21 protein-coding genes and 2 tRNA genes are annotated in these 24,235 nt (G+C 61.0%); 18 read left to right on the top strand and 5 right to left on the bottom strand.

Translation table 11 applies throughout. From position 1 onward, the window contains the following. Positions 1–52 precede the first annotated feature (52 nt). The 6 genes from murJ (at position 53) to ispH (ending at position 7,471) form a co-directional block, all read left to right on the top strand. Complete coding sequence (murJ, locus tag AC1RME_RS23465; RefSeq protein ID WP_096820864.1) at positions 53–1,591, top strand: murein biosynthesis integral membrane protein MurJ; 1,539 nt, start codon at positions 53–55, stop codon at positions 1,589–1,591. Positions 1,592–1,720: 129 nt separating this feature from the next. Continuing rightward, positions 1,721–2,659: a bifunctional riboflavin kinase/FAD synthetase gene (gene ribF / locus AC1RME_RS23460; protein ID WP_007959537.1), complete on the top strand. Its 939-nt coding sequence runs from the start codon at positions 1,721–1,723 to the stop codon at positions 2,657–2,659. Positions 2,660–2,672: 13 nt separating this feature from the next. After that, the gene (gene ileS, locus AC1RME_RS23455) at positions 2,673–5,504 is read left to right on the top strand and encodes an isoleucine--tRNA ligase (RefSeq protein ID WP_096820865.1); all 2,832 of its coding nucleotides are present in this window, start codon (positions 2,673–2,675) and stop codon (positions 5,502–5,504) included. Then, positions 5,497–6,009, top strand: coding sequence for a signal peptidase II (gene lspA / locus AC1RME_RS23450; RefSeq protein ID WP_493091807.1), 513 nt, complete (start codon positions 5,497–5,499; stop codon positions 6,007–6,009). Before ileS ends, lspA begins: the two co-directional genes overlap by 8 nt. A 7-nt stretch (positions 6,010–6,016) precedes the next feature. Next, positions 6,017–6,454: an FKBP-type peptidyl-prolyl cis-trans isomerase gene (fkpB, locus tag AC1RME_RS23445; protein WP_173861359.1), complete on the top strand. Its 438-nt coding sequence runs from the start codon at positions 6,017–6,019 to the stop codon at positions 6,452–6,454. Between the two features lie 72 nt (positions 6,455–6,526). Then, positions 6,527–7,471 carry a 4-hydroxy-3-methylbut-2-enyl diphosphate reductase gene (gene ispH, locus AC1RME_RS23440; RefSeq protein WP_096820867.1) on the top strand — a complete coding sequence of 315 codons (945 nt, stop codon included), beginning with the start codon at positions 6,527–6,529 and terminating at the stop codon, positions 7,469–7,471. Here the strand turns inward: ispH and AC1RME_RS23435 are convergent. Continuing rightward, positions 7,443–7,997 (bottom strand): GspH/FimT family pseudopilin, encoded by a 555-nt coding sequence (locus AC1RME_RS23435; RefSeq protein WP_493091806.1) that lies wholly within the window; start codon positions 7,995–7,997, stop codon positions 7,443–7,445. The two genes, ispH and AC1RME_RS23435, sit on opposite strands and share 29 nt — an antisense overlap. 130 nt (positions 7,998–8,127) lie before the next feature. On the opposite strand from AC1RME_RS23435, the gene AC1RME_RS23430 reads away from it, so the two are divergent. The 7 genes from AC1RME_RS23430 to thiO are packed head-to-tail and all read left to right on the top strand — an operon-like array spanning position 8,128 to position 14,900. Further along, entirely contained in the window at positions 8,128–8,601 is a 474-nt protein-coding gene (locus AC1RME_RS23430; protein ID WP_096820869.1) for a GspH/FimT family pseudopilin, read from the top strand. Then, positions 8,598–9,047 (top strand): type IV pilus modification protein PilV, encoded by a 450-nt coding sequence (pilV, locus tag AC1RME_RS23425; RefSeq protein WP_493091805.1) that lies wholly within the window; start codon positions 8,598–8,600, stop codon positions 9,045–9,047. The genes AC1RME_RS23430 and pilV overlap by 4 nt, the downstream gene beginning before the upstream one ends. Continuing rightward, a complete protein-coding gene (locus tag AC1RME_RS23420) occupies positions 9,044–9,757 on the top strand; it encodes a PilW family protein (protein ID WP_493091804.1) in 714 nt (237 codons plus the stop codon). Before pilV ends, AC1RME_RS23420 begins: the two co-directional genes overlap by 4 nt. 10 nt (positions 9,758–9,767) lie before the next feature. After that, positions 9,768–10,247: a pilus assembly PilX family protein gene (locus AC1RME_RS23415; protein ID WP_096820872.1), complete on the top strand. Its 480-nt coding sequence runs from the start codon at positions 9,768–9,770 to the stop codon at positions 10,245–10,247. Continuing rightward, positions 10,234–13,326, top strand: coding sequence for a pilus assembly protein (locus AC1RME_RS23410; protein WP_493091802.1), 3,093 nt, complete (start codon positions 10,234–10,236; stop codon positions 13,324–13,326). Before AC1RME_RS23415 ends, AC1RME_RS23410 begins: the two co-directional genes overlap by 14 nt. A gap of 14 nt (positions 13,327–13,340) precedes the next feature. After that, positions 13,341–13,742, top strand: a complete 402-nt coding sequence (locus AC1RME_RS23405) for a type IV pilin protein (protein WP_096820874.1) — start codon at positions 13,341–13,343, stop codon at positions 13,740–13,742. Positions 13,743–13,799: 57 nt separating this feature from the next. Next, positions 13,800–14,900 (top strand): glycine oxidase ThiO, encoded by a 1,101-nt coding sequence (gene thiO, locus AC1RME_RS23400; protein WP_096820875.1) that lies wholly within the window; start codon positions 13,800–13,802, stop codon positions 14,898–14,900. 46 nt (positions 14,901–14,946) lie between these two features. On the opposite strand, the gene AC1RME_RS23395 is transcribed toward thiO, so the two are convergent. The 4 genes from AC1RME_RS23395 to AC1RME_RS23380 form a co-directional block, all read right to left on the bottom strand. Next, on the bottom strand, positions 14,947–16,293 hold the full coding sequence (locus AC1RME_RS23395) for a sigma-54-dependent transcriptional regulator (protein ID WP_273539497.1): 1,347 nt from the start codon (positions 16,291–16,293) through the stop codon (positions 14,947–14,949). Then, the gene (locus AC1RME_RS23390; RefSeq protein WP_493091801.1) at positions 16,290–17,879 is read right to left on the bottom strand and encodes a sensor histidine kinase; all 1,590 of its coding nucleotides are present in this window, start codon (positions 17,877–17,879) and stop codon (positions 16,290–16,292) included. The genes AC1RME_RS23395 and AC1RME_RS23390 overlap by 4 nt, the downstream gene beginning before the upstream one ends. Beyond that, positions 17,869–18,102: a PP0621 family protein gene (locus AC1RME_RS23385; RefSeq protein ID WP_096820878.1), complete on the bottom strand. Its 234-nt coding sequence runs from the start codon at positions 18,100–18,102 to the stop codon at positions 17,869–17,871. The genes AC1RME_RS23390 and AC1RME_RS23385 overlap by 11 nt, the downstream gene beginning before the upstream one ends. A 126-nt stretch (positions 18,103–18,228) precedes the next feature. After that, entirely contained in the window at positions 18,229–19,245 is a 1,017-nt protein-coding gene (locus AC1RME_RS23380) for an outer membrane protein assembly factor BamD (protein WP_096820879.1), read from the bottom strand. Between the two features lie 152 nt (positions 19,246–19,397). Here AC1RME_RS23380 and rluD point away from each other — a divergent pair, with 152 nt between their 5' ends. From rluD to AC1RME_RS23355, 5 genes are all read left to right on the top strand, one after another. Beyond that, positions 19,398–20,360, top strand: coding sequence for a 23S rRNA pseudouridine(1911/1915/1917) synthase RluD (gene rluD / locus AC1RME_RS23375; protein WP_096820880.1), 963 nt, complete (start codon positions 19,398–19,400; stop codon positions 20,358–20,360). After that, positions 20,357–21,079 (top strand): peptidoglycan editing factor PgeF, encoded by a 723-nt coding sequence (gene pgeF, locus AC1RME_RS23370; RefSeq protein WP_096820881.1) that lies wholly within the window; start codon positions 20,357–20,359, stop codon positions 21,077–21,079. Before rluD ends, pgeF begins: the two co-directional genes overlap by 4 nt. Before the next feature lie 130 nt (positions 21,080–21,209). Beyond that, entirely contained in the window at positions 21,210–23,774 is a 2,565-nt protein-coding gene (clpB, locus tag AC1RME_RS23365; protein WP_096820882.1) for an ATP-dependent chaperone ClpB, read from the top strand. Between the two features lie 298 nt (positions 23,775–24,072). Then, a tRNA-Asn gene (locus AC1RME_RS23360) sits at positions 24,073–24,148 on the top strand. Between the two features lie 9 nt (positions 24,149–24,157). Next, positions 24,158–24,234 (top strand) — tRNA-Pro (locus tag AC1RME_RS23355). The last annotated feature ends 1 nt before the right edge of the window (position 24,235 follow it).

Below are 24,235 nucleotides of genomic sequence, written 5' to 3'. Positions count from 1 at the left end.
CAAGTAGGCGCATTGTTCGCCTGCTGTTTATCGACAGGCACAAATTCCTTCAATGAATCTGCTCAAATCGTTGGCCGCCGTCAGCTCTATCACGATGCTTTCCCGGATTCTCGGGTTTGTCCGCGACACGCTCATTGCGCGTACATTCGGCGCCGGAATGGCGACAGACGCCTTCTTCATCGCCTTCAAACTGCCCAATCTGCTGCGGCGAATCTTCGCCGAGGGTGCGTTTTCCCAGGCGTTTGTGCCGATTCTTGCCGAGTACAAAAGTCAGAAGGGCGAGGAGGCGACCCGCACCTTCATTGCCTATGTGACGGGACTTCTGACGCTGGTTCTGGCGCTGGTGACGGCGCTGGGCATGATTGCCGCGCCCTGGGTGATCTGGGCCACCGCCCCCGGTTTTGCCAACACACCGGAAAAATTCCAGCTGACCTCTGACCTGCTGCGAGTGACCTTCCCCTATATATTGCTGATCTCCCTGTCCTCTCTGGCGGGTGCGATTCTCAATACCTGGAACCGTTTCTCGGTGCCGGCGTTCGTGCCGACCTTGCTCAACGTCAGCATGATCGTGTTTTCGCTGTTCCTGACGCCGTACTTCGATCCACCGGTCATGGCGCTCGGCTGGGCGGTGCTGGTTGGCGGTCTGGCGCAGTTGCTCTATCAACTGCCGCACCTGAAAAAGATCGGCATGCTGGTGCTGCCACGCCTGAATCTGCGCGATACCGGTGTCTGGCGGGTGATGAAGCAGATGTTGCCGGCGATCATCGGTGTCTCGGTCAGCCAGATTTCCCTGATCATCAACACCATCTTCGCCTCGTTTCTGGTGGCGGGCTCGGTGTCGTGGATGTACTACGCCGACCGCCTGATGGAATTGCCGTCCGGCGTGCTGGGTGTGGCGCTGGGCACGATTCTGTTGCCGACATTGGCCAAGACCTACGCCAGCAAGGACCGTCACGAGTACTCGCGGATTCTCGACTGGGGCCTGCGGCTGTGCTTCGTACTGGTGTTGCCGTGTGCTTTGGCACTGGGGATTCTGGCCGAGCCGTTGACGGTTTCGCTGTTCCAGTACGGCCAGTTCAGCGGGTTTGACGCCGCCATGACTCAGCGCGCGTTGATTGCCTACTCTGTCGGTCTGCTCGGCATTATCGTGATCAAAGTGCTGGCGCCGGGCTTCTATGCGCAACAGAACATCCGCACACCGGTAAAAATTGCAATCTTCACCCTGGTGGTCACGCAGTTGTTCAACCTGGTGCTGATCGGTCCGCTGGCGCACGCCGGGCTGGCGTTGGCGATCAGCGCCGGTGCCTGTCTGAACGCCGGGCTGCTGTTCTATCAACTGCGCAAGCAGCAGATGTATCAACCGCAGCCGGGCTGGCTGAAGTTCGGTTTCAAGCTGGTGGTCGCCGTGGCGGTGATGTCGGCGGTGCTGTTGATCGGCATGCATTTCATGCCCGCGTGGGATCAGGGCCACATGCTGGAACGCTTCCTGCGCCTGGGCGCCTTGGTGGTTGCCGGCGTGGTGGCGTATTTCGGCATGTTGCTGCTGCTCGGTTTCCGCCTGCGCGACTTCAATCGCAAGGCGTTGAGCTGAGGTTTTATCCTTGATAAACGGGCTTGAGCCGGCAGTTTTGTCGGCTCGATCACTTTGGGTTACGGTGTTGCCTGTCGTCTGCCGCCGGGTGTGGTTATAATCGGCCACTTTATGAGCAAGAAGCGCGTTATGCAGCTGGTTCGAGGCCTTCACAACTTGCGCCCCCAGCATCGGGGCTGCGTCGCCACTATTGGCAACTTTGACGGTGTTCACCGTGGTCACCAGGCTATCCTGGCCCGACTGCGTGAGCGTGCGCTCGAGTTGGGCGTACCCAGCTGCGTGGTGATTTTCGAGCCGCAGCCACGGGAATTCTTTGCCCCGGAGACCGCGCCGGCGCGTCTGGCCCGGTTGCGCGACAAGCTGCAACTGCTGGCCGCCGAAGGCGTCGACCGGGTCCTGTGCCTGGCCTTCAACCAGCGCTTGAGCAAACTCAGCGCCAGTGAATTCGTCGATACGATTCTGGTGGATGGCCTCGGTGTGCAGCATCTGGAAGTCGGTGACGATTTCCGTTTCGGCTGCGACCGTCTCGGCGATTTCGATTTTCTGTTGCAGGCCGGGCAGGTTCACGGTTTTACCGTGGAAGCCGCGCAAACCGTCGAGCTGGACGGCATTCGTGTCAGCAGCACTCAGGTGCGCAATGCGTTGGCCGCCGCCGATTTTGCTTTGGCTGAGCGTCTGCTCGGCCGCCCGTACCGGATTGCCGGTCGCGTGCTGCATGGCCAGAAACTGGCCCGGCAACTGGGTACGCCCACGGCGAACATTCAACTGAAGCGCCGTCGCGTGCCGTTCACCGGGGTTTACCTGGTCGACGTCGACATCGACGGCAAGACCTGGCCCGGCGTCGCCAATATCGGCGTGCGGCCCACGGTGCAAGGTGATGGCAAGGCCCACCTTGAAGTCCATCTTTTAGATTTTGCCGGCGATCTGTATGACCGGCGTTTGACGGTGGTTTTCCACCAGAAGCTGCGTGAAGAGCAGCGTTTCGCCTCCCTGGAGGCATTGAAAACGGCGATCAGCGCGGATGTCGCCGCCGCCCGTGCACTAGCCGCACCTAGCGCCCATCGCTAATGAAGAGCCTTAAATGACCGACTATAAAGCCACGCTAAACCTTCCGGACACCGCCTTCCCAATGAAGGCCGGCCTGCCACAGCGCGAACCGCAGATCCTGCAGCGCTGGGACAGTATTGGCCTGTACGGAAAGTTGCGCGAGATTGGCAAGGATCGTCCGAAGTTCGTCCTGCACGACGGCCCTCCGTACGCCAACGGCACGATCCACATCGGTCACGCTCTGAACAAGATTCTCAAGGACATGATCATCCGCTCGAAGACCCTGTCGGGCTTCGACGCGCCGTACGTTCCAGGTTGGGATTGCCACGGCCTGCCGATCGAGCACAAGGTTGAAGTGACCCACGGCAAGAACCTGGGCGCGGACAAGACCCGCGAACTGTGCCGTGCCTACGCCACCGAGCAGATCGAAGGGCAGAAGACCGAATTCATCCGTCTCGGCGTGCTGGGCGACTTCGCCAACCCGTACAAGACCATGGACTTCAAGAACGAGGCTGGTGAAATCCGTGCCCTCGCCGAAATCGTCAAGGGCGGTTTCGTGTTCAAGGGCCTGAAGCCTGTGAACTGGTGCTTCGATTGCGGTTCGGCCCTGGCCGAGGCGGAAGTCGAGTACGAGAACAAGAAGTCCTCGACCATCGACGTCGCGTTCCCGATCGCTGACGAGGCCAAACTGGCCGCTGCGTTCGGTCTGCCGTCGTTGAGCAAACAGGCTTCGATCGTGATCTGGACCACCACTCCGTGGACCATCCCGGCCAACCAGGCGCTGAACGTTCACCCTGAATTCAACTACGCGCTGGTTGATGTCGGCGACAAGCTGCTGGTGCTGGCTGAAGAGCTGGTCGAATCCTGCCTGACCCGTTACGGCGTCGAAGGCACTGTATTGGCGACCGCTCCGGGTTCGGCGCTGGAGCTGATCAACTTCCGTCATCCGTTCTACGACCGTCTGTCGCCGGTGTACCTGGCCGACTACGTGGAACTGGGCGCCGGCACCGGCGTGGTTCACTCCGCCCCGGCCTACGGCGTGGATGACTTCGTGACCTGCAAGAAGTACGGCATGGTCAACGACGACATCCTCAACCCGGTGCAGAGCAACGGCGTTTATGTGCCGTCGCTGGAGTTCTTCGGCGGCCAGTTCATCTGGAAGGCCAACCCGGCCATCGTCGACAAACTGACCGAAGTCGGTGCGCTGCTGCACACCACCGTTATCGAACACAGCTACATGCACTGCTGGCGTCACAAGACCCCGCTGATCTACCGCGCTACTGCGCAGTGGTTCATCGGCATGGACAAAGAGCCGGTCAGCGGCGATACCCTGCGTGTGCGCTCGCTCAAAGCCATCGAAGAAACCAAGTTCGTTCCGGCCTGGGGCCAGGCGCGCCTGCACTCGATGATCGCCAACCGTCCGGACTGGTGCATCTCCCGTCAGCGCAACTGGGGCGTGCCGATCCCGTTCTTCCTGAACAAGGAAAGCGGCGAGCTGCACCCACGTACCGTCGAGCTGATGGAAGAAGTCGCCAAGCGCGTTGAAGTCGAAGGCATCGAAGCCTGGTTCAAGCTCGACGCTGCCGAACTGCTGGGTGATGAAGCGCCGCAGTACGACAAGATCAGCGACACCCTCGACGTCTGGTTCGACTCGGGCACCACGCACTGGCACGTCCTGCGCGGTTCGCACCCGATGGGCCACGAGACCGGCCCGCGCGCCGACCTGTACCTGGAAGGTTCGGACCAGCACCGTGGCTGGTTCCACTCGTCCTTGCTGACCGGTTGCGCCATCGACAACCATGCGCCGTACCGCGAGCTGCTGACCCACGGTTTCACCGTGGACGAGTCCGGCCGCAAGATGTCCAAGTCGCTGGGCAACGTGATCGCGCCGCAGAAAGTCAACGACACCCTGGGCGCCGACATCATGCGTCTGTGGGTCGCTTCGACCGACTACTCGGGCGAAATGGCCGTGTCCGAGCAGATCCTGCAGCGCAGTGCGGACGCCTATCGTCGTATCCGTAACACCGCGCGCTTCCTGCTTTCCAACCTGACCGGTTTCAACCCGGCCACCGACCTGCTGCCAGCCGAAGACATGCTGGCACTGGATCGCTGGGCGGTGGATCGCACCCTGCTGCTGCAACGCGAGCTGCAAGAGCACTACGGCGAATACCGTTTCTGGAACGTCTACTCGAAGATCCACAACTTCTGTGTGCAGGAGCTGGGTGGTTTCTACCTCGATATCATCAAGGATCGCCAGTACACCACCGGCGCCGACAGCAAGGCCCGTCGTTCGTGCCAGACCGCGCTGTTCCACATCTCCGAAGCGCTGGTGCGCTGGATCGCTCCGATCCTGGCCTTCACCGCCGATGAGCTGTGGCAATACCTGCCGGGCGAGCGCAACGAATCGGTGATGCTCAACACCTGGTACGAAGGTCTGACCGAGCTGCCGGAAGGCTTCGAGCTGGGTCGCGCCTACTGGGATCGCATCATGGAAGTGAAGGTGGCGGTCAACAAAGAGATGGAAATCCAGCGCGCGGCCAAGGCCGTGGGTGGCAACCTGCAAGCCGAAGTGACGCTGTTCGCCGAGGACGACCTGAGCGCCGACCTGGCCAAGCTGAGCAACGAACTGCGCTTCGTTCTGATTACTTCGACCGCCAGCGTTGCGCCGTTCGTGCAAGCGCCGGCTGACGCTGTAGCAACAGAAGTCAGCGGCCTGAAGCTGAAGATCGTCAAATCGGCCTTCCCGAAATGCGCCCGTTGCTGGCACTGCCGTGAAGACGTCGGCGTGAACCCGGAGCATCCGGAAATCTGCGGCCGTTGCGTGGACAACATCGACGGCGCCGGCGAGGTTCGTCACTATGCCTAATGCCGTTGGCCGTTTCGGACGGCTGAGCTGGCTCTGGTTGAGCTTGCTGGTTCTGGTCATTGACCAGGCCAGCAAGTTTTACTTCGAAGGCAAGCTCGAGATGTACCAGCAGATCGTGATCATTCCCGATTACTTCAGCTGGACCCTGGCCTACAACACGGGCGCGGCATTCAGCTTCCTGGCTGACAGCTCCGGCTGGCAACGCTGGCTGTTCGCCCTGATCGCGGTCGTGGTCAGTGCGGTGCTGGTGGTCTGGCTCAAACGCCTGGGCCGCAACGAAACCCGGCTGGCCGTCGCACTGGCATTGGTGCTGGGCGGCGCGCTGGGCAATCTGTATGACCGCATCGCCCTGGGGCATGTGATCGATTTCATTCTGGTGCACTGGCAGAACCGCTGGTACTTCCCGGCGTTCAACTTCGCCGACAGCGCCATCACCGTGGGTGCGGTGATGCTGGCACTGGACATGTTCAAATCCAAGAAATCCGGAGAAACCGTTCATGACTGAACAGGTATTGGCTGAGCAACGCATTGGCCAGAACACGGAAGTCACCTTGCACTTTGCATTGCGCCTGGAGAACGGCGATACGGTCGACAGCACCTTCGACAAGGCCCCGGCGACCTTCAAGGTCGGCGACGGCAACTTGCTGCCGGGCTTCGAGGCGGCGTTGTTCGGCTTCAAGGCGGGTGACAAGCGGACTCTGACCGTCGAGCCGGAAAACGCGTTCGGCCAGCCGAACCCGCAGAACGTGCAGGTCATTCCACGTTCGCAGTTTGCGGACATGGAACTGTCGCCGGGTCTGCTGGTGATCTTCAACGATGCGGCCAATACTGAGCTGCCGGGTGTGGTGAAAGAGTTCGACGACGCGCAAGTGACCGTCGACTTCAACCACCCGCTGGCCGGCAAGACGCTGACCTTTGACGTGGAAATCTTCTCCGTCAAAGCGTTGTAAACGCTGTTCTGCAGGGGCCGCACCGGCTCCTGCATTGATCTGACCTTTCGCGCGCAAGACACGAGGCACAGCATGCAAATCAAACTCGCCAACCCCCGTGGCTTCTGCGCTGGCGTGGACCGGGCGATCGAAATCGTCAACCGCGCCCTGGAAGTCTTCGGGCCGCCGATCTATGTGCGTCATGAAGTGGTGCACAACAAGTTCGTCGTCGAGGACCTGCGCAGTCGTGGCGCGATCTTCGTCGAAGAGCTGGATCAGGTGCCGGACGATGTCATCGTGATCTTCAGTGCCCATGGCGTCTCGCAAGCCGTGCGCACCGAAGCCGCCGGCCGTGGCCTGAAAGTGTTCGACGCCACCTGCCCGCTGGTGACCAAGGTGCACATCGAAGTCGCCAAATACAGCCGCGACGGCCGTGAATGCATCCTGATCGGCCACGCCGGTCACCCGGAAGTCGAAGGCACCATGGGCCAGTACGACGCCAGCAATGGCGGTGCAATCTACCTCGTCGAAGACGAGAAGGATGTTGCCGAACTGCAGGTACATGACCCGGAAAAACTGGCCTTCGTGACCCAGACCACCTTGTCGATGGACGACACCAGTCGAGTCATCGACGCGTTGCGCTCCCGTTTCCCGGCCATCGGTGGCCCGCGCAAGGACGATATCTGCTACGCCACGCAGAACCGTCAGGACGCGGTCAAGCAACTGGCCGACGAATGCGACGTGGTGTTGGTGGTCGGCAGCCCGAACAGCTCCAACTCCAACCGTCTGCGCGAGCTGGCCGAACGCATGGCCACGCCGGCGTACCTGATCGATGGTGCCGAAGATCTGCAAAAGAGCTGGTTCGATGGCGTCGAGCGCATCGGTATCACCGCCGGGGCCTCCGCACCGGAAGTGCTGGTACGTGGCGTGATCCAGCAATTGCAGGCCTGGGGCGCTACCGGTGCCGACGAACTGGCCGGGCGAGAAGAGAACATCACATTCTCGATGCCTAAAGAGCTGCGCGTACGTTCAATCTGACCGCTTTATCCTTTCGACACAGCGCCTGTTCAGCCTTTTCGCTGGCCAGGCGCACGCGACCGGTCGCCGCCAGCACCAGTTGAAGCTGGCTGACCGGCTCGCGGGTCGAACAGATATGTAGTTTTCCTGCCTGAAACGCCCGCCCGGGCATCAGCGGTTGGCCCAGACTGCTGAATCGTATGTACCGACTGACGAACCAGTTGCCGACAATGGGTATTCGCCCATCACTGGCGTGCTCGACCAGCAGCGGATTGCTGCTGTCCTCCGAACCCTTGCCACTGACATCCAGAATGATCCGCCAGCCCCGGCTCCAGTCCCCGTCGATGCCGTGAATCACCACGCTCTGATTGCGCGTGATTGCCTGGGTGCGGGCAGTGCGGATCCCGCTGATCAGCGATTCTGCGGCCTGCTGTCGGTGGTTTGACTCTGTCAGCGTTGCAAACGCCGGGCTGACCAGTGACAGAACAATTGCGCCGATCGCCAGTCCCATAAGCAGTTCGACCAGGCTGAAACCCTGTTGCGGCATGTGTATTCCCTCCGTGGGGCAGGGTGCCCGACGCGATCCGTGCGCCGGGCAGGGCAAATCAACCGACGTAACCCGGTCGAATGTTCTAGGTTTGTAGAGCAGGTATAGCCGACGGCAACGGAGGGCATCGATGGATCATCGTACAAAAGGTTTCACGCTGATCGAGCTGTTGGTGGCGGTCGCGTTGTTTGTGATTCTGATCACGATGGCCGTACCGGCGTTTACCCGTTCGATACAGGGCAGCAAGGCCGACACCGAAGTCGGCGACCTGCAACGGGCGCTCAACTACGCCCGTCTGGAAGCCATCGATCGCGGGACGACCATTCGCTTGCGGCCGACCGCCGGGGGTAGCGTCTGGACTGGCGAATTGTCGGTCTACGACAGTACTGGCACTTCGGCCAATGTATTGCGGGTTGTTCCAGCGATGAGCAGTGGTGCGACTCTGACGCTAACCTCAGGAGTGACCGCGCTGGATTTCAACAATCTGGGCGGCCTGGCAGCACCGTCCACGGCGGTGGTGTTCAGTTACACGCTGGGCACGCAAAGCAGGACGCTGAACGTGTGTCTGAACGGACGAATTCAATCGGGTGGAAGCTGCGGATGAGGGCAGGGAGCAAAGGTGCACAGGAAGGCATGTCGCTGATCGAAATACTGGTCGCGTTGCTGATTCTGACGGTCGGGTTGCTGGGGGCGGCGGCGGTTCAGCTCAATGCGCTGAAGTACACCGACAGCTCGCGCATGACCAGTCAGGCCAGCTTCATCGCCTACGACATGATGGACCGCATCCGCGCCAACGCCGGGGCCGACTACACCGTCACGCCGCCGACCTCGGGCAACCTGAATGTCACCCGGGATCAGGACCTCTACGACTTCATCACCAACATCGTCAATTTCGGCGGGCCGAGCGCCACCGGCAGCATCACCCTCAATCAGCGCGTGTACACCATCACCATCAACTGGAGTGACGCGCGAGCCGCCAACACCGCGAGCGCCCCGCGCAGTTTTGTCCTGACCAGCCGCGCCGCGGTCGACCCGGTGGCCACGCCATGAAGCGGCATAACCAGGGTTTCGGCCTGATCGAAATGCTCATCGCGTTGGCGCTGGGGCTGATCATCGTGCTGGGCGTCGTACAAACCTTTCTCGCGGCGAAGAACACCTACGTCAGCCAGAACACCTCGGCTGCCATGCAGGAAGATGCGCGGTTTGTGTTGAGCAAAATGATTCAGGAATTGCGCATGGTCGGGATGTTCGGCTGCCTGGGCACCATTACCGATTCCAGTAGCAGCGGCGACTTCAATGCCGCCCAGATCACGCCGATCAGTTGGGACAACACCAACCTCAAACTGACACTGGTTACCGCCGACGTCGGTGGTGCGGGCGGGACGCCGACCTGGACAGTGGTATCTGACTGCCGCAACAGTTCAACGGCCTATACGGGTGTGCGAGCACCGGCGACCGGGCAAATCGCGTTTCCGATCCGGCGTCTGGTCTACAGCTTCAGCAACAACCAGATCCTGATGGGCACCGGCGGCGGTACGCCGACCCAGCAAGTGCTGGTGAGCAATGTCAGTGCGTTTACCGTCCTGTTTGGCCTGGCCAGTACCGCGACCGATGTGGCTGCCTCGACCTACAGCAGCAACCCCAGTGATCCGGCACGCATCCGCAGCGTACGCCTGAGCCTGACCCTCACCGATCCGAACAACCGGATCGCCAATCAAACCTTCAACGTGGTTGCCGCGCTGCGCAACCGCTTGCAGTGAGGGCCGGTCGATGAATATTTCTCTTCATCAGCGACGAAGCCAGCGCGGCATGGTGTTGTTGGTCAGTCTGGTGTTTCTGTTGCTCCTGACCGTGATCGGTCTTTCTTCGATGCAGAGCGCCAATCTGCAGGAAAAAATGGCCGGTAGCGTGAGTCTGCGCAACCAATCGTTCCAGACCGCCGAGGCGGCGCTACGCATCGGCGAAAGCGCGGTGCAACTGGACAGCTATGCACTGGCGGTGTGTGCCAATACCACGCAATGCGCGCCGCCGGCGGAGTCGTCGGTGGTCAGCGCGGCGGGGCTCAACTCGACGTCGGGCGTTACCTGGGTCGCTGCGGGCAGCGGCTTCTACGGGGTGCAGAACATCGGTACCACCCTGACGGCGGTGAACGTGCCGAGCAATACCTCGGCGACGCTGTACCGGGTCACGGCTGTCGGCATCGTCGGCAGCTCACGCAGTGTGGTGGAGAGCGTTTATGCGAAGTACTGAGCGACGCTCTGGCGGGTGGTCCGGGTTCATGGGTCTGTTATTGGGCCTGTATCTGGCGGCGCCAGCGTATGCCTTCACCCCGTCCGACTCGCCACTGTTGAGCGCGGCGGCAGTACCGCCGAATGTCATGCTGTTGATCGACGATTCGGGAAGCATGAACAGCATCATTTATGCCGCCGGTTTTGATCCGGCGGTGACTCGTACGCCGGCCCGGCAGTGCAACGCGGTGCTGGGTTTGTGCCTGTCTTCGACGGCGATCACCGGTGATCCGGTGTTTCTGTCGAGCCTGCCGACCTCCGGCTGCTCTGGCGGTGCCTATGCGTTCTACAACAACAGCCTGACGCCGTTGTGCCTGAAACTGCCGGACCCGGTGGGTAGCGGGAACACCCGCTATTACGGGGATTACATCGCCTACGTGGTCGGCCTCGCCATCAATAACGGTACGCGTGATTTCACCACCGGGGCCATTCCCAATGACTACCGGATCAACGTCGCACGCAACGTTTCCACGGCGCTGGTGACCAGCAACCGCAATCTGCGCATCGGTCTGTCGACGTTCAACCCGGCCACCAGCAACAACCCGGGCAATGGCGGGTACATCGCCCGTTCCATCAGTGACCTGTCGCCGGTGAGCGGCAGCGTGACCCAGGGCCAGGCCGACACCAACTACAACGCCCTGATTTCGTCGATCAATGGCCTGAGCGCCGTGGCCAACACGCCATTGGCGGAAACCTATTACGAAATCACCCGCTACATGCGCGGCATGGCGCCGTACTACAACAGCACGCCAAACACCTACACCAGCCCGATCCAGTACCGCTGCCAGAAAAACTACGGGGTGGTGATCACCGACGGCCTGCCGACCTACGACCGCACATTCCCCAACAATGATCCCCTCGGGGGCAGTCGCCTGCCGAACTGGGACGGGGTCAACAATGACGGCAACAACCTCAACGGTGATAACGAGGGCGACACGCTGTACCTGGACGACATCGCCAAGTTTGCCTTCGACATCGACATGCGTTCGACCGGCGTCGATGCGGCCGGCAAGAGCTGGAGTTCGGCAGACTTTCCCAAGCAGAACATGAACACCTACACCGTTGGCTTCACCGCCGATAACGATATGTTGTCGGACGCGGCGGCGTACGGGCAGGGCAGGTATTACCAGGCCACCGACAGCGCCGGCCTCAACACAGCATTGTCGGCGGCATTGAGCGACATCACCTCCAAGGCGGGTTCCGGCGGTAGCGGTGTCACCAGCGGCACCACGCTGGCGAGCGGCAGCAGTTATTTCCAGACCAGTTACGACCCCAGGGACTGGCGCGGCACCATCAAGTCGTTCGGTTTCACTTCGGCCGGGACGGTGAACACCTCGACGGTGCTGTGGACAACCGACACCGCCATCGTTCCCGGTGCTGCGGCGCCGACCTACCAATCGTGGAATACCGCGAACAACGCGGCGGTCACCCTGGCCTACGGTAACTTGTCGTCAACCCAGCAGACCTCGCTCAGCCAGAGCCTGCCCACCGGAATCAGTGGCAGCGATCTGGTGGAGTGGAGCAAAGGCACCAACAAGACCGGGCTCAAGGTTCGCAGCGTGCTGTTGGGCGACATCATCAACTCGCCGCTGGTGCTGGCCTCGCCCTCGGACAAGACCGCTTCCGACCTGTCGGGTGACACCACCTACACCAGTTACCTGACCACCAAAGCCGCGAACATGAACGCCAGCCTGGTGGTGAATGGCAACGACGGTTTCGTCAGCGTCATCAACTCGGCCAACGGCACCCGGCGCTATGCCTACATGCCATCGAGCGTGTTGCCGTCATTGCGGCTGATCGCCGACCCGAACTACATCAACGGCGTCAGCCACAAGTTTCTGGTGGACGGGCAGGTCGGTGTCTACGACGTGCAGTTCGGCAGCGCCTGGAAAACCCTGGCCATCGGCGGCACCGGGGCCGGTGGCAAGACGTTCTATGCGCTGCAACTGTTCGACGCATCGGCAGGGAACATTCTCAATGCGCTGTGGGAAGTCAGCGCTCCGGCGACTGCCAACACGGCCAACACTTTCAATGATCTGGGTTATGCCTACGCCCGGCCGGAAGTGGCACGTTTGGCCGATGGTCGCTGGGCGGCCTTCATCGCCAACGGTTACGGCAGCAATTCGGGAGTCGCGGCGTTGTATGTGCTGGATGTGCGCGATGGTTCGTTGATCAAGAAAATCGTCATCGACAGCACGGAAACCACCAATGGCTTGTCCTCGGTAAAGCTCAAGGTCAATTCGCAGAATGTGGTGCAGGCCGCGTATGGCGGCGATTTGAAGGGACGCCTGTGGAAGTTCGACCTGAGCGCGACCACCACCGACGGCTGGGGTGTGGCGTTCTCCGGCAAGCCGCTGTTCACGACGGCGGGCGGGGCGACTCAACCGATCACTGCGCAGCCGCTGCTGGCGGATAATTCATTGGGCGGCAAACAGATATTCGTCGGCACCGGCAAGTTCAACGAAACCGCCGACAAGACCAACAAGGATCTGCAGGCGTTCTACTCGGTGTGGGACGTCGATGGCGGATCGGGCCAGCTCACGGTCAGCAGTTTGCAAGCGCAGGCCATCACCGGTGTGTTTTCCGGCAGTTCGGGGCAGTTCGTCACCACCACCCAGAACGACACGACGTATCCGGCGGAGAAGGGCTGGTACCTGCCGCTGGTGTACAACAACGTATTGACGGGGGAACGGGTGATCAATCAGGCCAGCCTGGTGCTCGGGCGCATCGTATTCACCACGGCCAGTGTCGATACCACTGACCCGTGCTCCAGTTTCGGTACCGGCAAACTGGTCGAACTCGATGCGTTCAGCGGTAAGATGCTCAACTATGCGGTGCTCGACACCAACGCCGACGGCGTGGTCGACAGCAACGACACGATTTCCAGCGGCGTGGTATTCAGCGGCGGCATTCCCACCCTGAACGCCATCGTCAATGGCGCAACGCGCAAGATCGTGAACGATTCCAGTGGCGGTATCACCACCCTGGTGGAAAAATCCGGCGGCGGCAGTCGTCGTATCATGTGGCGACAAATACAGTAAGCGAGAGTTGAGGCATGCGCAGATCCATCCGAGGATTCACCCTGATCGAAATCATGATCGTGATTGCGATTATCGGGATCATCATCACCATTGCCGCACCGAGCTATACCGAGTACTTGAAAAAGGGCCGTCGCGCCGAGGTGGTATCGCTGCTGTCGGAGCAGGCGCAGACGCTCGAGCGCTTCTACACCAAAAACAACGTTTACACAGGCATCACCGGTCTCAGCGCGGGCAATGATTTCTACACGATCACCCCGACCATCGCTGACCAGACCTTTCTGCTGACCGCGACCCGCAAGGCCGGTACGACCATGGCCGGCGACAAGTGCGGGGACTTCACCCTCACCAACACCGGTGTGCGCAGCATGAACAACGCGACAACCGGGCTGACCTCCAAGGATTGCTGGGGCCGCTGAGCCGCATTTATTCGGGTGCCTTTTGCGCCCACTGTCTTTTTTACGGTTGGATCAAACATGACCAGGCAACAGCAAGTGGTGATTGTCGGTGGCGGGGTGATTGGCCTGCTCACCGCGTACAACCTCGCCTCCGAGGTGCGCAGCGTGGTGCTGCTGGATCGCTCGAATGTCGGCCAGGAATCGTCCTGGGCCGGTGGCGGCATCGTTTCTCCGTTGTATCCGTGGCGCTATAGCCCGGCCGTCACGGCACTGGCGCACTGGTCGCAGGATTTTTATCCACAGCTGGGCGAGCGCCTGTTTGCCGACACCGGCGTTGATCCCGAAGTGCACACCACCGGCCTGTACTGGCTGGATCTGGATGACGAAGCCGAAGCGCTGGCCTGGGCCGAGCGGGAAAACCGTCCGCTGCGGGCTGTGGATATCTCGGCGGCCCATGATGCGGTGCCGGTACTCGGCGGCGGATTTTCCCGGGCGATCTACATGGCCGACGTGGCCAACGTGCGTAACCCACGGCTGGTGAAGTCATTGAAAGCGGCGTTGCAGGCGCTGCCGAACGTGACGATTCACGAGCAGTGCGAGGTCAGCGGGTTTGTCCGTGAAGGTGAGCGCGTCGTGGGCGTAAAGACCCCGCAAGGCGTGATCAACGGCGACCAGGTGGTGCTGACTGCCGGTGCGTGGAGCGGTGAACTGCTCAACACCCTGAATCTTTCGCTGCCGGTGGAGCCGGTCAAAGGCCAGATGATTCTCTACAAGTGTGCGGCGGATTTCCTGCCGAGCATGGTGCTGGCCAAGGGGCGTTATGCGATCCCGCGCCGCGACGGGCATATTTTGATCGGCAGTACGCTGGAGCACGAAGGTTTCGACAAGACGCCGACCGACAATGCACTGGAAAGCCTCAAGGCCTCGGCGGTGGAATTGCTGCCAGCGCTGGCAGACGCCGAAGTGGTCGGTCACTGGGCCGGTTTGCGTCCCGGCTCACCGGAGGGGATTCCCTACATTGGCCGGGTGCCGGGGTTTGATGGCCTGTGGCTCAATTGCGGGCATTACCGCAACGGGCTGGTGCTGGCGCCCGCTTCCTGCCAGCTGTTTGCCGATGTGATGCTGGGACGGGCGCCGATCATCGATCCAGCGCCGTATGCACCGGAAGGCCGACTCTGAAGCCAGATCAAAGATCGCAGCCTGTGGGCTGCGATCCTTGAATGACTCAGTCCAGGCCCAGTTTCTTCAATCGATAGCGCATCGAGCGAAACGATAGATTCAGCCGCTGCGCCGCCGCCGTGCGGTTCCAGCGGGTTTCCTCCAGCGCCTGCAGAATCAGTTTGCGCTCGACGTTCTCCAGATAGTCTTCCAGGTTGTCGATCTGCGTGAGATCGGCGATGCCGCCCTCGGCCGCGCAGTTGCCTTCGCTCAGGCGCAGGTCGTCGGCTTCGATCATGCGGTTTTCGCACAACGTGTGCGCGCGTTCGAGGACGTTCTCAAGTTCCCGGACATTTCCCGGGAAGCGGTAGTTCTTCAAGGCTTCAAGCGCTTGCGGATGCAGGCGGGTCGAGGGTTGGCCGGTACCATGGGCCAGGCGCTTGAGCATATGGGAGGCCAGCGCTTCGATATCATCACGGCGTTCGCGCAGGGAAGGGACGCGCAGTTCGATCACGTTTAGCCGGTAATACAGATCCTGCCGAAAGCGCTCGGCGGCAACTTCCGCGTCCAGGTCCTTGTGGGTGGCGCAGAGAATGCGCACATCGACCACGGTTTCCTGCTGGCCGCCGACGCTGCGCACGGCTTTTTCCTGGATCGCCCGCAGCAACTTGACCTGCATTGACAGCGGCAAGTCCGCCACTTCATCGAGAAACAGCGTGCCGCCATGGGCTGCCTGGAACAGACCCGGTTTGTCCTCCACCGCGCCGGTGAAACTGCCTTTGCGATGGCCGAAGAACTCGCTTTCCATCAACTCTGACGGAATGGCCCCGCAGTTCACCGGCACGAACGGCTGGCTGGCGCGGGGGCCTTGCTCGTGAATCAGGCGGGCGACCAGTTCCTTGCCGCTGCCGGACTCGCCGCTGATGTAGACCGGCGCCTGACTGCGGGCCAGTTTGTCGATCTGTTTGCGCAGATCGCGCATCGGCTGCGAGTCGCCGAGCAGGCGCCGGTCGATCGATGTGCAGACTCCACCGGTCGCGGGCATGCGCAATGCCGTGGCGACCAGTTCACGCAACCGCGTGAGGTCCACCGGTTTGGTCAGGAAGTCGAAAGCCCCGGCCTTCAGCGCGTTGATCGCCGTTTCCAGGCTTCCGTAGGCCGTGATCATCGCCACTGGCAATTGCGGGTGGCGTTGCTGAATGTGCTGCACCAGCTCCAGCCCGGTGCCGTCGGGCAGGCGCATGTCGGTCAGGCACAGGTCGAAGGTGTCGCGGTGCAGCAATGCCTGGGCTTCGCCGAGATTGCGTGCGCTGAAAGTGTCGAGTTTCATCCGTCCCAGGGTGATTTCCAGGAGTTCGCGGATATCCGGTTCGTCGTCGACGATGAGGATTTTTTGCCGTGGGCTCGTGTTCAACTTTGTTTCCGTCCGTGAGCAAAGGTGATGCGAAAGCAGCCGCCGCCTTGGCGTGGTTTGAAGTCTAGGCGGGCCTGGTTGCTTTCGCACAGCTCACGGGACAGATAAAGCCCAAGGCCGGTGCCCTGGCTGCTGGTGGTAAAGAAGGGTTCGAACAGGTGGGCCTGCTGATCCAGCGCCACGCCGGGGCCGTTGTCCTGCACTTCGAGCACGGCCAGCTGGCTTTCGGGGTCGATGAACAGCCGCAGCCAGACCTCTGCAGGATCGTGCAGCAGGGCGCTGTGCCGCCAGCCGTTGCGCAACAGATTGTCGAGAATTTGCGTCAGTTGGCCCGGGTCCATCAGGGTGCGGAAATCCCCGGATTCGACGTTCAGATGAATTCGTTGGCGTTCGCTGGCCTGTTCCCGGCTTTCCTCGACGAACTGCACAAGCCACGGTTCGAGATCGAGTCGCTGCGGGGCGCTCTGCTGGCGACGGGAGAGTTGCAGGACGTTTTCAATGACTCGGTTCATGCGCTGGGAGTGATCCTGGATGATCTGCGTCAGACGCCGATCCGCGCCGTCGAGTTCCTCGGATTCCTGCAACAGCTGCGCGGCATGACTGATGGCGCCCAGCGGGTTGCGGATCTCGTGGGCGATGCCGGCGGTCAGGCGCCCGAGTGCGGCGAGCTTCAGTTGCTGAGCTTGCTGGGCGATCTGGGCGAGGTCTTCGAGAAACACCAGGGTCTGGCGATTCGGGCTCTGTTCCAGAGCGATGAAGCTTGGTTGCAGTTCCAGGCCGTTGGCGGCGATTTTCAGGCTCTGCGGTCGCAGTGTCGGGTTGTTCAGCCACAGATGCAGACGCTCGACCAGCGCGGTCGAGTAGTCGTCGATCAAATGGCCCTCAAGGGGCGATTGCGCCAGCAGAGTCCGGGCGCTGTGGTTGGCCAGTTGTACCCGGCGTTGCTCGTCGAGGACCAGAATGCCGGTGCGCATGCGTTGCAGGATCAAGGCATTGAGGGCTTCGAGGCTGACCACTTCGCTGGCCCGTTGTTCGGCCAGGGTCTCGCTGACTTCGAGCCGGCGGATCAAGCCTTGCACCAGCAGCGCCCCGGCAAAACACAGGGCGCCGAGGGTGCCTGCTTGCAGGTATTCGTTGGCGCTGAGGGGATGGCTGAAGCTCAGCAGGAAGCTGAGGCCGACAATGCCGAGTGCGCCGATGGCTGCAATCAGCACACCGATACGGCGTCGCAACAGGGTATTGCTGATGGCCACCGAGACGATCAGCAGATTGCCGATCGGGCTGGCCACGCCACCGGCGGCATAAAACAGCCCGCACAACAGCAGGATGTCGAGCAGGGCCAGCCCGAACAACTGGGCCGGGCGGCGGATGTTCTCCAGGAACACCACCAGCAGGATATTCAGCACCAGGTACAACCAGCTGCCATTGCGCAGCAGATCGTCGTCGGCCGACGTCAGCAGGCGGTTGTCCATGTTGCTGGAAATCAGCAACACCAGGGTGATGCCGACGCTTAAACGGTAGAGATGATAGAGGCGCAGCAGTCGCTGGGCCTGTTTGCGAGTGGCGTTGGTGGCCTCAGCGATCACTGGAACCGGGGCCTTGCTCGAGGTGAGCCTGGCTGCAATACCACTGTTGTCGAAGGCTCAGCGCACGGTCGCGCGGCAGGTGCACGCCGCAATGGGCGCAACGCACCATGGGCGCGGCATCCTGTTCGCGAGGGGATTGTGTCGGCGCGGCAGGGGCCTTGAATTTGCGCCACAACCAGACGGCGGCGGCGATCAGGGCGATCCAGAACAGTAAACGAAGCATGATGGGCGGCTTTTTGGCTGATGATCCGGCAGTTTAGCCAAGGACCCGGCAGGCGCACAGCTCAATAAAACGCGGCAATAAAAAAGGGAGATCCGAAGATCTCCCTTTTTGGCATCACCGAAGTGATCAGTCGAACAGACCGAAGGTCATGTAGCTGAAAATGGAGCGGTCGCTGTTGCTGGACTCCGGTTCCGGCGCTTCGATCACGTCGCCGTTTTCGTCTTTAGGCTTGAGCTCGTTCGGGATCGCGTCTTTCGCGTCCTGGAACTGCTTCTGCACGTCCTGGTTGGCGCGGGTTTCTCCCGGCGGCAGCGGTGGACGGGATTCGATCAGGCCCAAAGTTGCCTTGCTCAGGAACGAACGGTTGTCGGCTTCCGCGACCGACGGTACGAACTGACCGTCTTTCAGGCTCGGGTGGTTCGGGTAGTTGAGCTTCAGGGTTTCCAGGCTCGAGGCTGCCAGTTCGTCCAGGTGCAGACGCTGGTAGGCTTCGGTCATCACCGCCAGGCCGTCACCGACCGATGGGGTTTCCTGGAAGTTTTCCACTACATAACGGCCACGGTTGGCGGCAGCGACGTAGGCCTGACGGGTCAGGTAGTAGTCGGCCACGTGGATTTCGTAGGCCGCCAGCAAGTTGCGCAGGTAGATCATGCGCTGCTTGGCGTCCGGCGCGTAGCGGCTGTTCGGGTAGCGGCTGGTCAGCTGGGCGAACTCGTTGTAGGAGTCGCGGGCAGCGCCCGGGTCACGCTTGGTCATGTCCAGCGGCAGGAAGCGCGCCAGCAGGCCGACGTCCTGGTCGAACGAGGTCAGGCCCTTGAGGTAGTAGGCGTAATCGACGTTCGGGTGCTGTGGGTGCAGACGAATGAAGCGCTCGGCGGCGGACTTTGCAGCTTCCGGCTCCGAGTTCTTGTAGTTGGCGTAGATCAGCTCCAACTGCGCCTGATCCGCGTAGCGACCGAACGGATAGCGCGATTCCAGAGCCTTCAGCTTGGCTGTGGCGCTGGTATAGCTGTTGTTGTCCAGGTCCTGTTGAGCCTGCTGGTACAGCTCGGCTTCACTCAGGTTTTCGTCTACGACTTCCTTCGATGAGCAAGCAGCGGTCAATGCGAGGATGGCGATCAGCAGCAGGTGTTTCACTTGCATGGCGGCTTGCGTCCCTATGACGGCCGCTGTCTTGGGCGGGGCCGTCCTGTTATGATGAGCGCCCCGTTGAAAAGCCCCGGGGCAAAAGACGCCGTATTTAACCACAAGCGCGCAGCCGAAACCAAAGGCTGTAGCCGACGCCCAGTCCGAGCATGTCCGATAAAATTGAACTTCGCGCAGAGGTGCCGTCCGAATTGGGCGGCCAACGCCTCGATCAAGTCGCCGCCCAACTCTTCGCAGAGCACTCACGCTCGCGCCTTTCCGCCTGGATCAAAGAAGGTCGCCTGACTGTGGACGGGGCGGTCATCCGCCCGCGCGACATCGTTCATGGCGGTGCCATTCTTGAGCTGACCGCCGAGCAGGAGGCCCAGGGTGAATGGGTCGCTCAGGACATCGAGCTCGACATCGTCTATGAAGACGACGACATCCTGGTGATCAACAAGCCTGCGGGCCTGGTGGTGCACCCGGCTGCCGGTCACGCCGATGGCACCTTGCTCAACGCCTTGCTGCACCACGTGCCGGACATCATCAATGTCCCGCGCGCCGGTATCGTGCATCGCCTGGACAAGGACACCACCGGTCTGATGGTGGTGGCCAAGACCATTCAGGCGCAGACCAAACTGGTCGCCCAGCTGCAAAGCCGCAGCGTCAGCCGGATCTACGAGTGCATCGTGATCGGCGTGGTGACGGCCGGTGGCAAGATCAACGCCCCGATCGGTCGCCATGGCCAGCAGCGCCAGCGCATGGCGGTGATGGAAGGTGGCAAGCCTGCCGTCAGCCACTATCGCGTGCTGGAGCGTTTCCGTTCGCACACCCACGTACGGGTGAAGCTGGAAACCGGTCGTACCCACCAGATCCGCGTGCACATGGCGCACATCAACTTCCCGTTGGTCGGCGACCCGGCGTACGGCGGTCGTTTCCGCATTCCGCCGGCGGCGAACCCGACCATGGTCGAATCGCTCAAGCACTTCCCGCGTCAGGCGCTGCACGCACGGTTCCTGGAGCTGGATCATCCGACCACCGGTGTGCGCATGAGCTGGGAATCGCCGTTGCCGGAAGACTTCGTCTGGCTGCTGACGCTGCTCAAGCAGGATCGCGAGGCATTCGTCGGATGAACTGGCTGACGCCGGACTGGCCCGCGCCGGCCAGCGTCAAGGCCTGTGTCACCACCCGCGAGGGCGGCGTCAGCGAGGCGCCGTTCGACAGCCTCAATCTGGGCGATCATGTCGATGACCGCCCTGAGGCCGTCGCCGAAAACCGTCGGCGTCTGACCGAACACTTCTCTATAAAGCCTGCCTGGCTGCAGCAAGTGCACGGGATTGCCGTGGCACATGCTGATCCGTCCGTGGTGGCCACGGCGGATGCCAGCTGGACTGCAACACCCGGTATTGCTTGTTCAGCGATGACCGCCGATTGCCTGCCAGCGTTGTTTTGCGACCGTGCCGGTACTCGTGTGGCAGCGGCTCATGCCGGTTGGCGTGGACTGGCGGCCGGCGTGCTGGAAGCCACCCTCGACAGTCTGGCCGTCGATCCGAAAGACATTCTGGTCTGGCTCGGCCCGGCCATCGGCCCGCAGGCCTTTGAAGTCGGCCCGGAAGTCCGGGAAGTCTTCATCAATCAATTGCCCGAAGCCGCGACAGCCTTTGTCCCGAGCCACAATGCCGGCAAGTTCATGGCCGACATCTATAAGCTCGCGCGACTGCGTCTGGCGGTCCGGGGTGTCACCGCTGTTTATGGCGGCGGTTTCTGTACCGTGACCGATCCGCGCTTCTTTTCCTACCGCCGTGCGCCACGCACCGGTCGCTTCGCCTCCTTGGTTTGGCTCACCCGCTAAACTGTCTGATCTGCATCAACTGTCCCACGCTTGAATCTTCCAGAATCGACCGCATCTATAGCGGTATCTGGCAGGTTTCTTTATTCAGGATGGTTTTTTAGGTCCGGCCTGCTCAAAAGGAAGGTGACCCATGCGTATAGACCGTTTAACCAGCAAATTACAGTTGGCGTTGTCCGATGCCCAATCCCTGGCTGTCGGCCACGATCATCCGGCCATCGAGCCGGCGCATTTGATGCAAGCCATGCTTGAGCAGCAGGGTGGTTCGATCAAACCCCTGTTGATGCAGGTGGGCTTCGACGTCAACAGCCTGCGCAAAGAGCTGACCAAAGAGCTCGATCAATTACCGAAAATCCAGAACCCGACCGGCGATGTGAACATGTCGCAGGATCTGGCGCGTCTGCTCAACCAGGCCGACCGTCTGGCCCAGCAGAAGGGTGACCAGTTCATTTCCAGCGAGCTGGTGCTGCTCGCCGCGATGGACGAGAACAGCAAGCTCGGCAAGTTGCTGCTCGGCCAGGGCGTGAGCAAAAAGGCGCTGGAAAACGCAATCAACAACCTGCGCGGTGGCGAAGCGGTCAACGACGCCAACCACGAAGAGTCGCGTCAGGCGCTGGATAAGTACACCGTCGACCTGACCAAGCGCGCCGAAGACGGCAAGCTCGATCCGGTGATCGGCCGTGACGACGAAATCCGTCGCACCATTCAGGTTCTGCAACGCCGCACCAAGAACAACCCGGTGCTGATCGGTGAGCCGGGCGTGGGTAAAACCGCGATTGCCGAAGGTCTGGCCCAGCGCATCATCAACGGCGAAGTGCCGGATGGCCTCAAGGGCAAGCGTCTGCTGTCTCTCGATATGGGCGCGCTGATTGCCGGTGCCAAGTATCGCGGTGAGTTTGAAGAGCGCCTGAAATCCCTGCTCAACGAGCTGTCGAAGCAGGAAGGGCAGATCATTCTGTTCATCGACGAACTGCACACCATGGTCGGTGCCGGTAAAGGCGAAGGCTCGATGGATGCCGGCAACATGCTCAAACCGGCTTTGGCCCGTGGCGAGCTGCATTGCGTCGGCGCGACCACGCTCAACGAGTACCGCCAATATATAGAGAAGGACGCAGCCCTCGAGCGGCGCTTCCAGAAAGTGCTGGTGGACGAGCCGAGTGAAGAAGACACCATCGCGATCCTGCGTGGCCTCAAGGAGCGTTACGAGGTCCACCACAAGGTCGCGATCACCGACGGTGCGATCATCGCCGCGGCCAAACTCAGCCATCGCTACATCACGGATCGGCAGTTGCCGGACAAGGCGATCGACCTGATCGACGAAGCGGCCAGCCGCATCCGTATGGAGATCGACTCTAAGCCGGAAGTGCTGGATCGTCTGGAGCGTCGCCTGATTCAACTGAAAGTCGAATCCCAGGCGCTGAAGAAAGAAAGCGATGAAGCGGCGATGAAACGCCTGGAAAAACTCCAGGAAGAAATCGTCCGCCACGAGCGTGAGTATTCGGACCTGGAAGAAATCTGGAACTCGGAAAAAGCCGAGGTGCAGGGTTCTGCGCAGATTCAGCAGAAGATCGAACAGTCCCGTCAGGAACTGGAAGCCGCGCGCCGCAAAGGCGACCTGAACCGCATGGCCGAATTGCAGTACGGGGTGATCCCGGATCTGGAGCGCAGCCTGCAAATGGTCGACCAGCACGGCAAGAGCGAGAACCAGTTGCTGCGCAGCAAGGTGACCGAAGAGGAAATCGCCGAAGTCGTCTCGAAGTGGACCGGTATCCCCGTGTCGAAAATGCTCGAAGGCGAGCGCGACAAGCTGATGAAGATGGAAAGCCTGTTGCACCAGCGTGTGATCGGCCAGGACGAAGCAGTGGTCGCAGTGGCCAATGCTGTGCGGCGTTCCCGTGCCGGGTTGTCCGACCCGAATCGCCCGAGCGGCTCGTTCATGTTCCTCGGCCCGACCGGTGTCGGTAAAACCGAGCTGTGCAAGGCGCTGGCCGAATTCCTCTTTGATACGGAAGAGGCGATGGTGCGGATCGACATGTCCGAGTTCATGGAGAAACATTCCGTGGCGCGGCTGATCGGTGCGCCACCAGGCTACGTGGGTTATGAAGAGGGTGGTTACCTGACCGAAGCGGTACGGCGCAAGCCTTACTCGGTGATCCTGCTGGATGAAGTCGAGAAGGCGCACCCGGATGTGTTCAACATCCTGCTGCAAGTGCTGGAGGATGGTCGTCTGACCGACAGCCACGGCCGTACGGTGGATTTCCGCAATACCGTGATTGTCATGACCTCCAACCTGGGTTCGATGCAGATTCAGGAACTGGTCGGTGACCGTGAGGCGCAACGTGCAGCGGTGATGGATGCGATTTCCACCCACTTCCGTCCGGAGTTCATCAACCGGGTCGACGAAGTGGTGATCTTCGAGCCATTGGCACGGGATCAGATCGCGGGCATTACCGAGATTCAGCTGGGTCGTCTGCGCAGTCGTCTGGCCGAGCGCGAGCTGAAGCTGGAACTGAGCCCGGAGGCGATGGACAAGCTGATTGCCGTCGGCTACGACCCGGTCTATGGCGCACGGCCGCTGAAACGGGCGATCCAGCGCTGGATCGAGAACCCGCTGGCGCAGTTGATCCTGTCGGGACGCTTCCTGCCGGGCGAGACCGCGACCGGTGTCGTGGAGAACGACGAGATCACGTTCAACTGACACCTGAAGGTGGTGAAGTAAGGAAGGCCTCGCACTGCGAGGCCTTTTTTTTCGTTAGGCTGTTGAACTCAAAGGAAAAGGCTTGTAAAGTGCGCCCCGCAGTCAGTCACCAACACGGTTTCAGCTCACTGGGCAGAAATCTGAAATAAGTTGCAAATCATTAACTTGAAAGCAATTTAGGGGGTTGACAGAGGTGTTCTAGGTTGTAGAATAGCGCGCCTCAGACACACGAACGCAGCGATGCGAAAACGGTGTCGAGAAGCTGCAAGTTTCACCGTAGTAAATTGAAATATGTAGTTCCGTGATAGCTCAGTCGGTAGAGCAAATGACTGTTAATCATTGGGTCCCAGGTTCGAGTCCTGGTCACGGAGCCAATTTCAAGCCGGGGTATAGCGCAGTCCGGTAGCGCGCCTGCTTTGGGAGCAGGATGTCAGGAGTTCGAATCCCCTTACCCCGACCAT

The organism is Pseudomonas sp. GW822-FHT03F08, assembly GCF_058801265.1.
The sequence above is the reverse complement of the archived record's forward strand: the minus strand, read 5'-3'. Positions and strand labels throughout refer to the sequence as shown.

Coding starts and splice junctions, on each gene's coding strand:
- AC1RME_RS23430 (WP_096820869.1), top strand. CDS start 8,128: ATGGATCATCGTACAAAAGGTTTCACGCTGATCGAGCTGTTGGTGGCG.
- rluD (WP_096820880.1), top strand. CDS start 19,398: ATGTCCGATAAAATTGAACTTCGCGCAGAGGTGCCGTCCGAATTGGGC.
- ispH (WP_096820867.1), top strand. CDS start 6,527: ATGCAAATCAAACTCGCCAACCCCCGTGGCTTCTGCGCTGGCGTGGAC.
- pgeF (WP_096820881.1), top strand. CDS start 20,357: ATGAACTGGCTGACGCCGGACTGGCCCGCGCCGGCCAGCGTCAAGGCC.
- AC1RME_RS23420 (WP_493091804.1), top strand. CDS start 9,044: ATGAAGCGGCATAACCAGGGTTTCGGCCTGATCGAAATGCTCATCGCG.
- clpB (WP_096820882.1), top strand. CDS start 21,210: ATGCGTATAGACCGTTTAACCAGCAAATTACAGTTGGCGTTGTCCGAT.
- AC1RME_RS23415 (WP_096820872.1), top strand. CDS start 9,768: ATGAATATTTCTCTTCATCAGCGACGAAGCCAGCGCGGCATGGTGTTG.
- AC1RME_RS23435 (WP_493091806.1), bottom strand. CDS start 7,997: ATGCCGCAACAGGGTTTCAGCCTGGTCGAACTGCTTATGGGACTGGCG.
- ribF (WP_007959537.1), top strand. CDS start 1,721: ATGCAGCTGGTTCGAGGCCTTCACAACTTGCGCCCCCAGCATCGGGGC.
- pilV (WP_493091805.1), top strand. CDS start 8,598: ATGAGGGCAGGGAGCAAAGGTGCACAGGAAGGCATGTCGCTGATCGAA.
- AC1RME_RS23410 (WP_493091802.1), top strand. CDS start 10,234: ATGCGAAGTACTGAGCGACGCTCTGGCGGGTGGTCCGGGTTCATGGGT.
- lspA (WP_493091807.1), top strand. CDS start 5,497: ATGCCTAATGCCGTTGGCCGTTTCGGACGGCTGAGCTGGCTCTGGTTG.
- murJ (WP_096820864.1), top strand. CDS start 53: ATGAATCTGCTCAAATCGTTGGCCGCCGTCAGCTCTATCACGATGCTT.
- thiO (WP_096820875.1), top strand. CDS start 13,800: ATGACCAGGCAACAGCAAGTGGTGATTGTCGGTGGCGGGGTGATTGGC.
- ileS (WP_096820865.1), top strand. CDS start 2,673: ATGACCGACTATAAAGCCACGCTAAACCTTCCGGACACCGCCTTCCCA.
- AC1RME_RS23380 (WP_096820879.1), bottom strand. CDS start 19,245: ATGCAAGTGAAACACCTGCTGCTGATCGCCATCCTCGCATTGACCGCT.
- AC1RME_RS23385 (WP_096820878.1), bottom strand. CDS start 18,102: ATGCTTCGTTTACTGTTCTGGATCGCCCTGATCGCCGCCGCCGTCTGG.
- AC1RME_RS23405 (WP_096820874.1), top strand. CDS start 13,341: ATGCGCAGATCCATCCGAGGATTCACCCTGATCGAAATCATGATCGTG.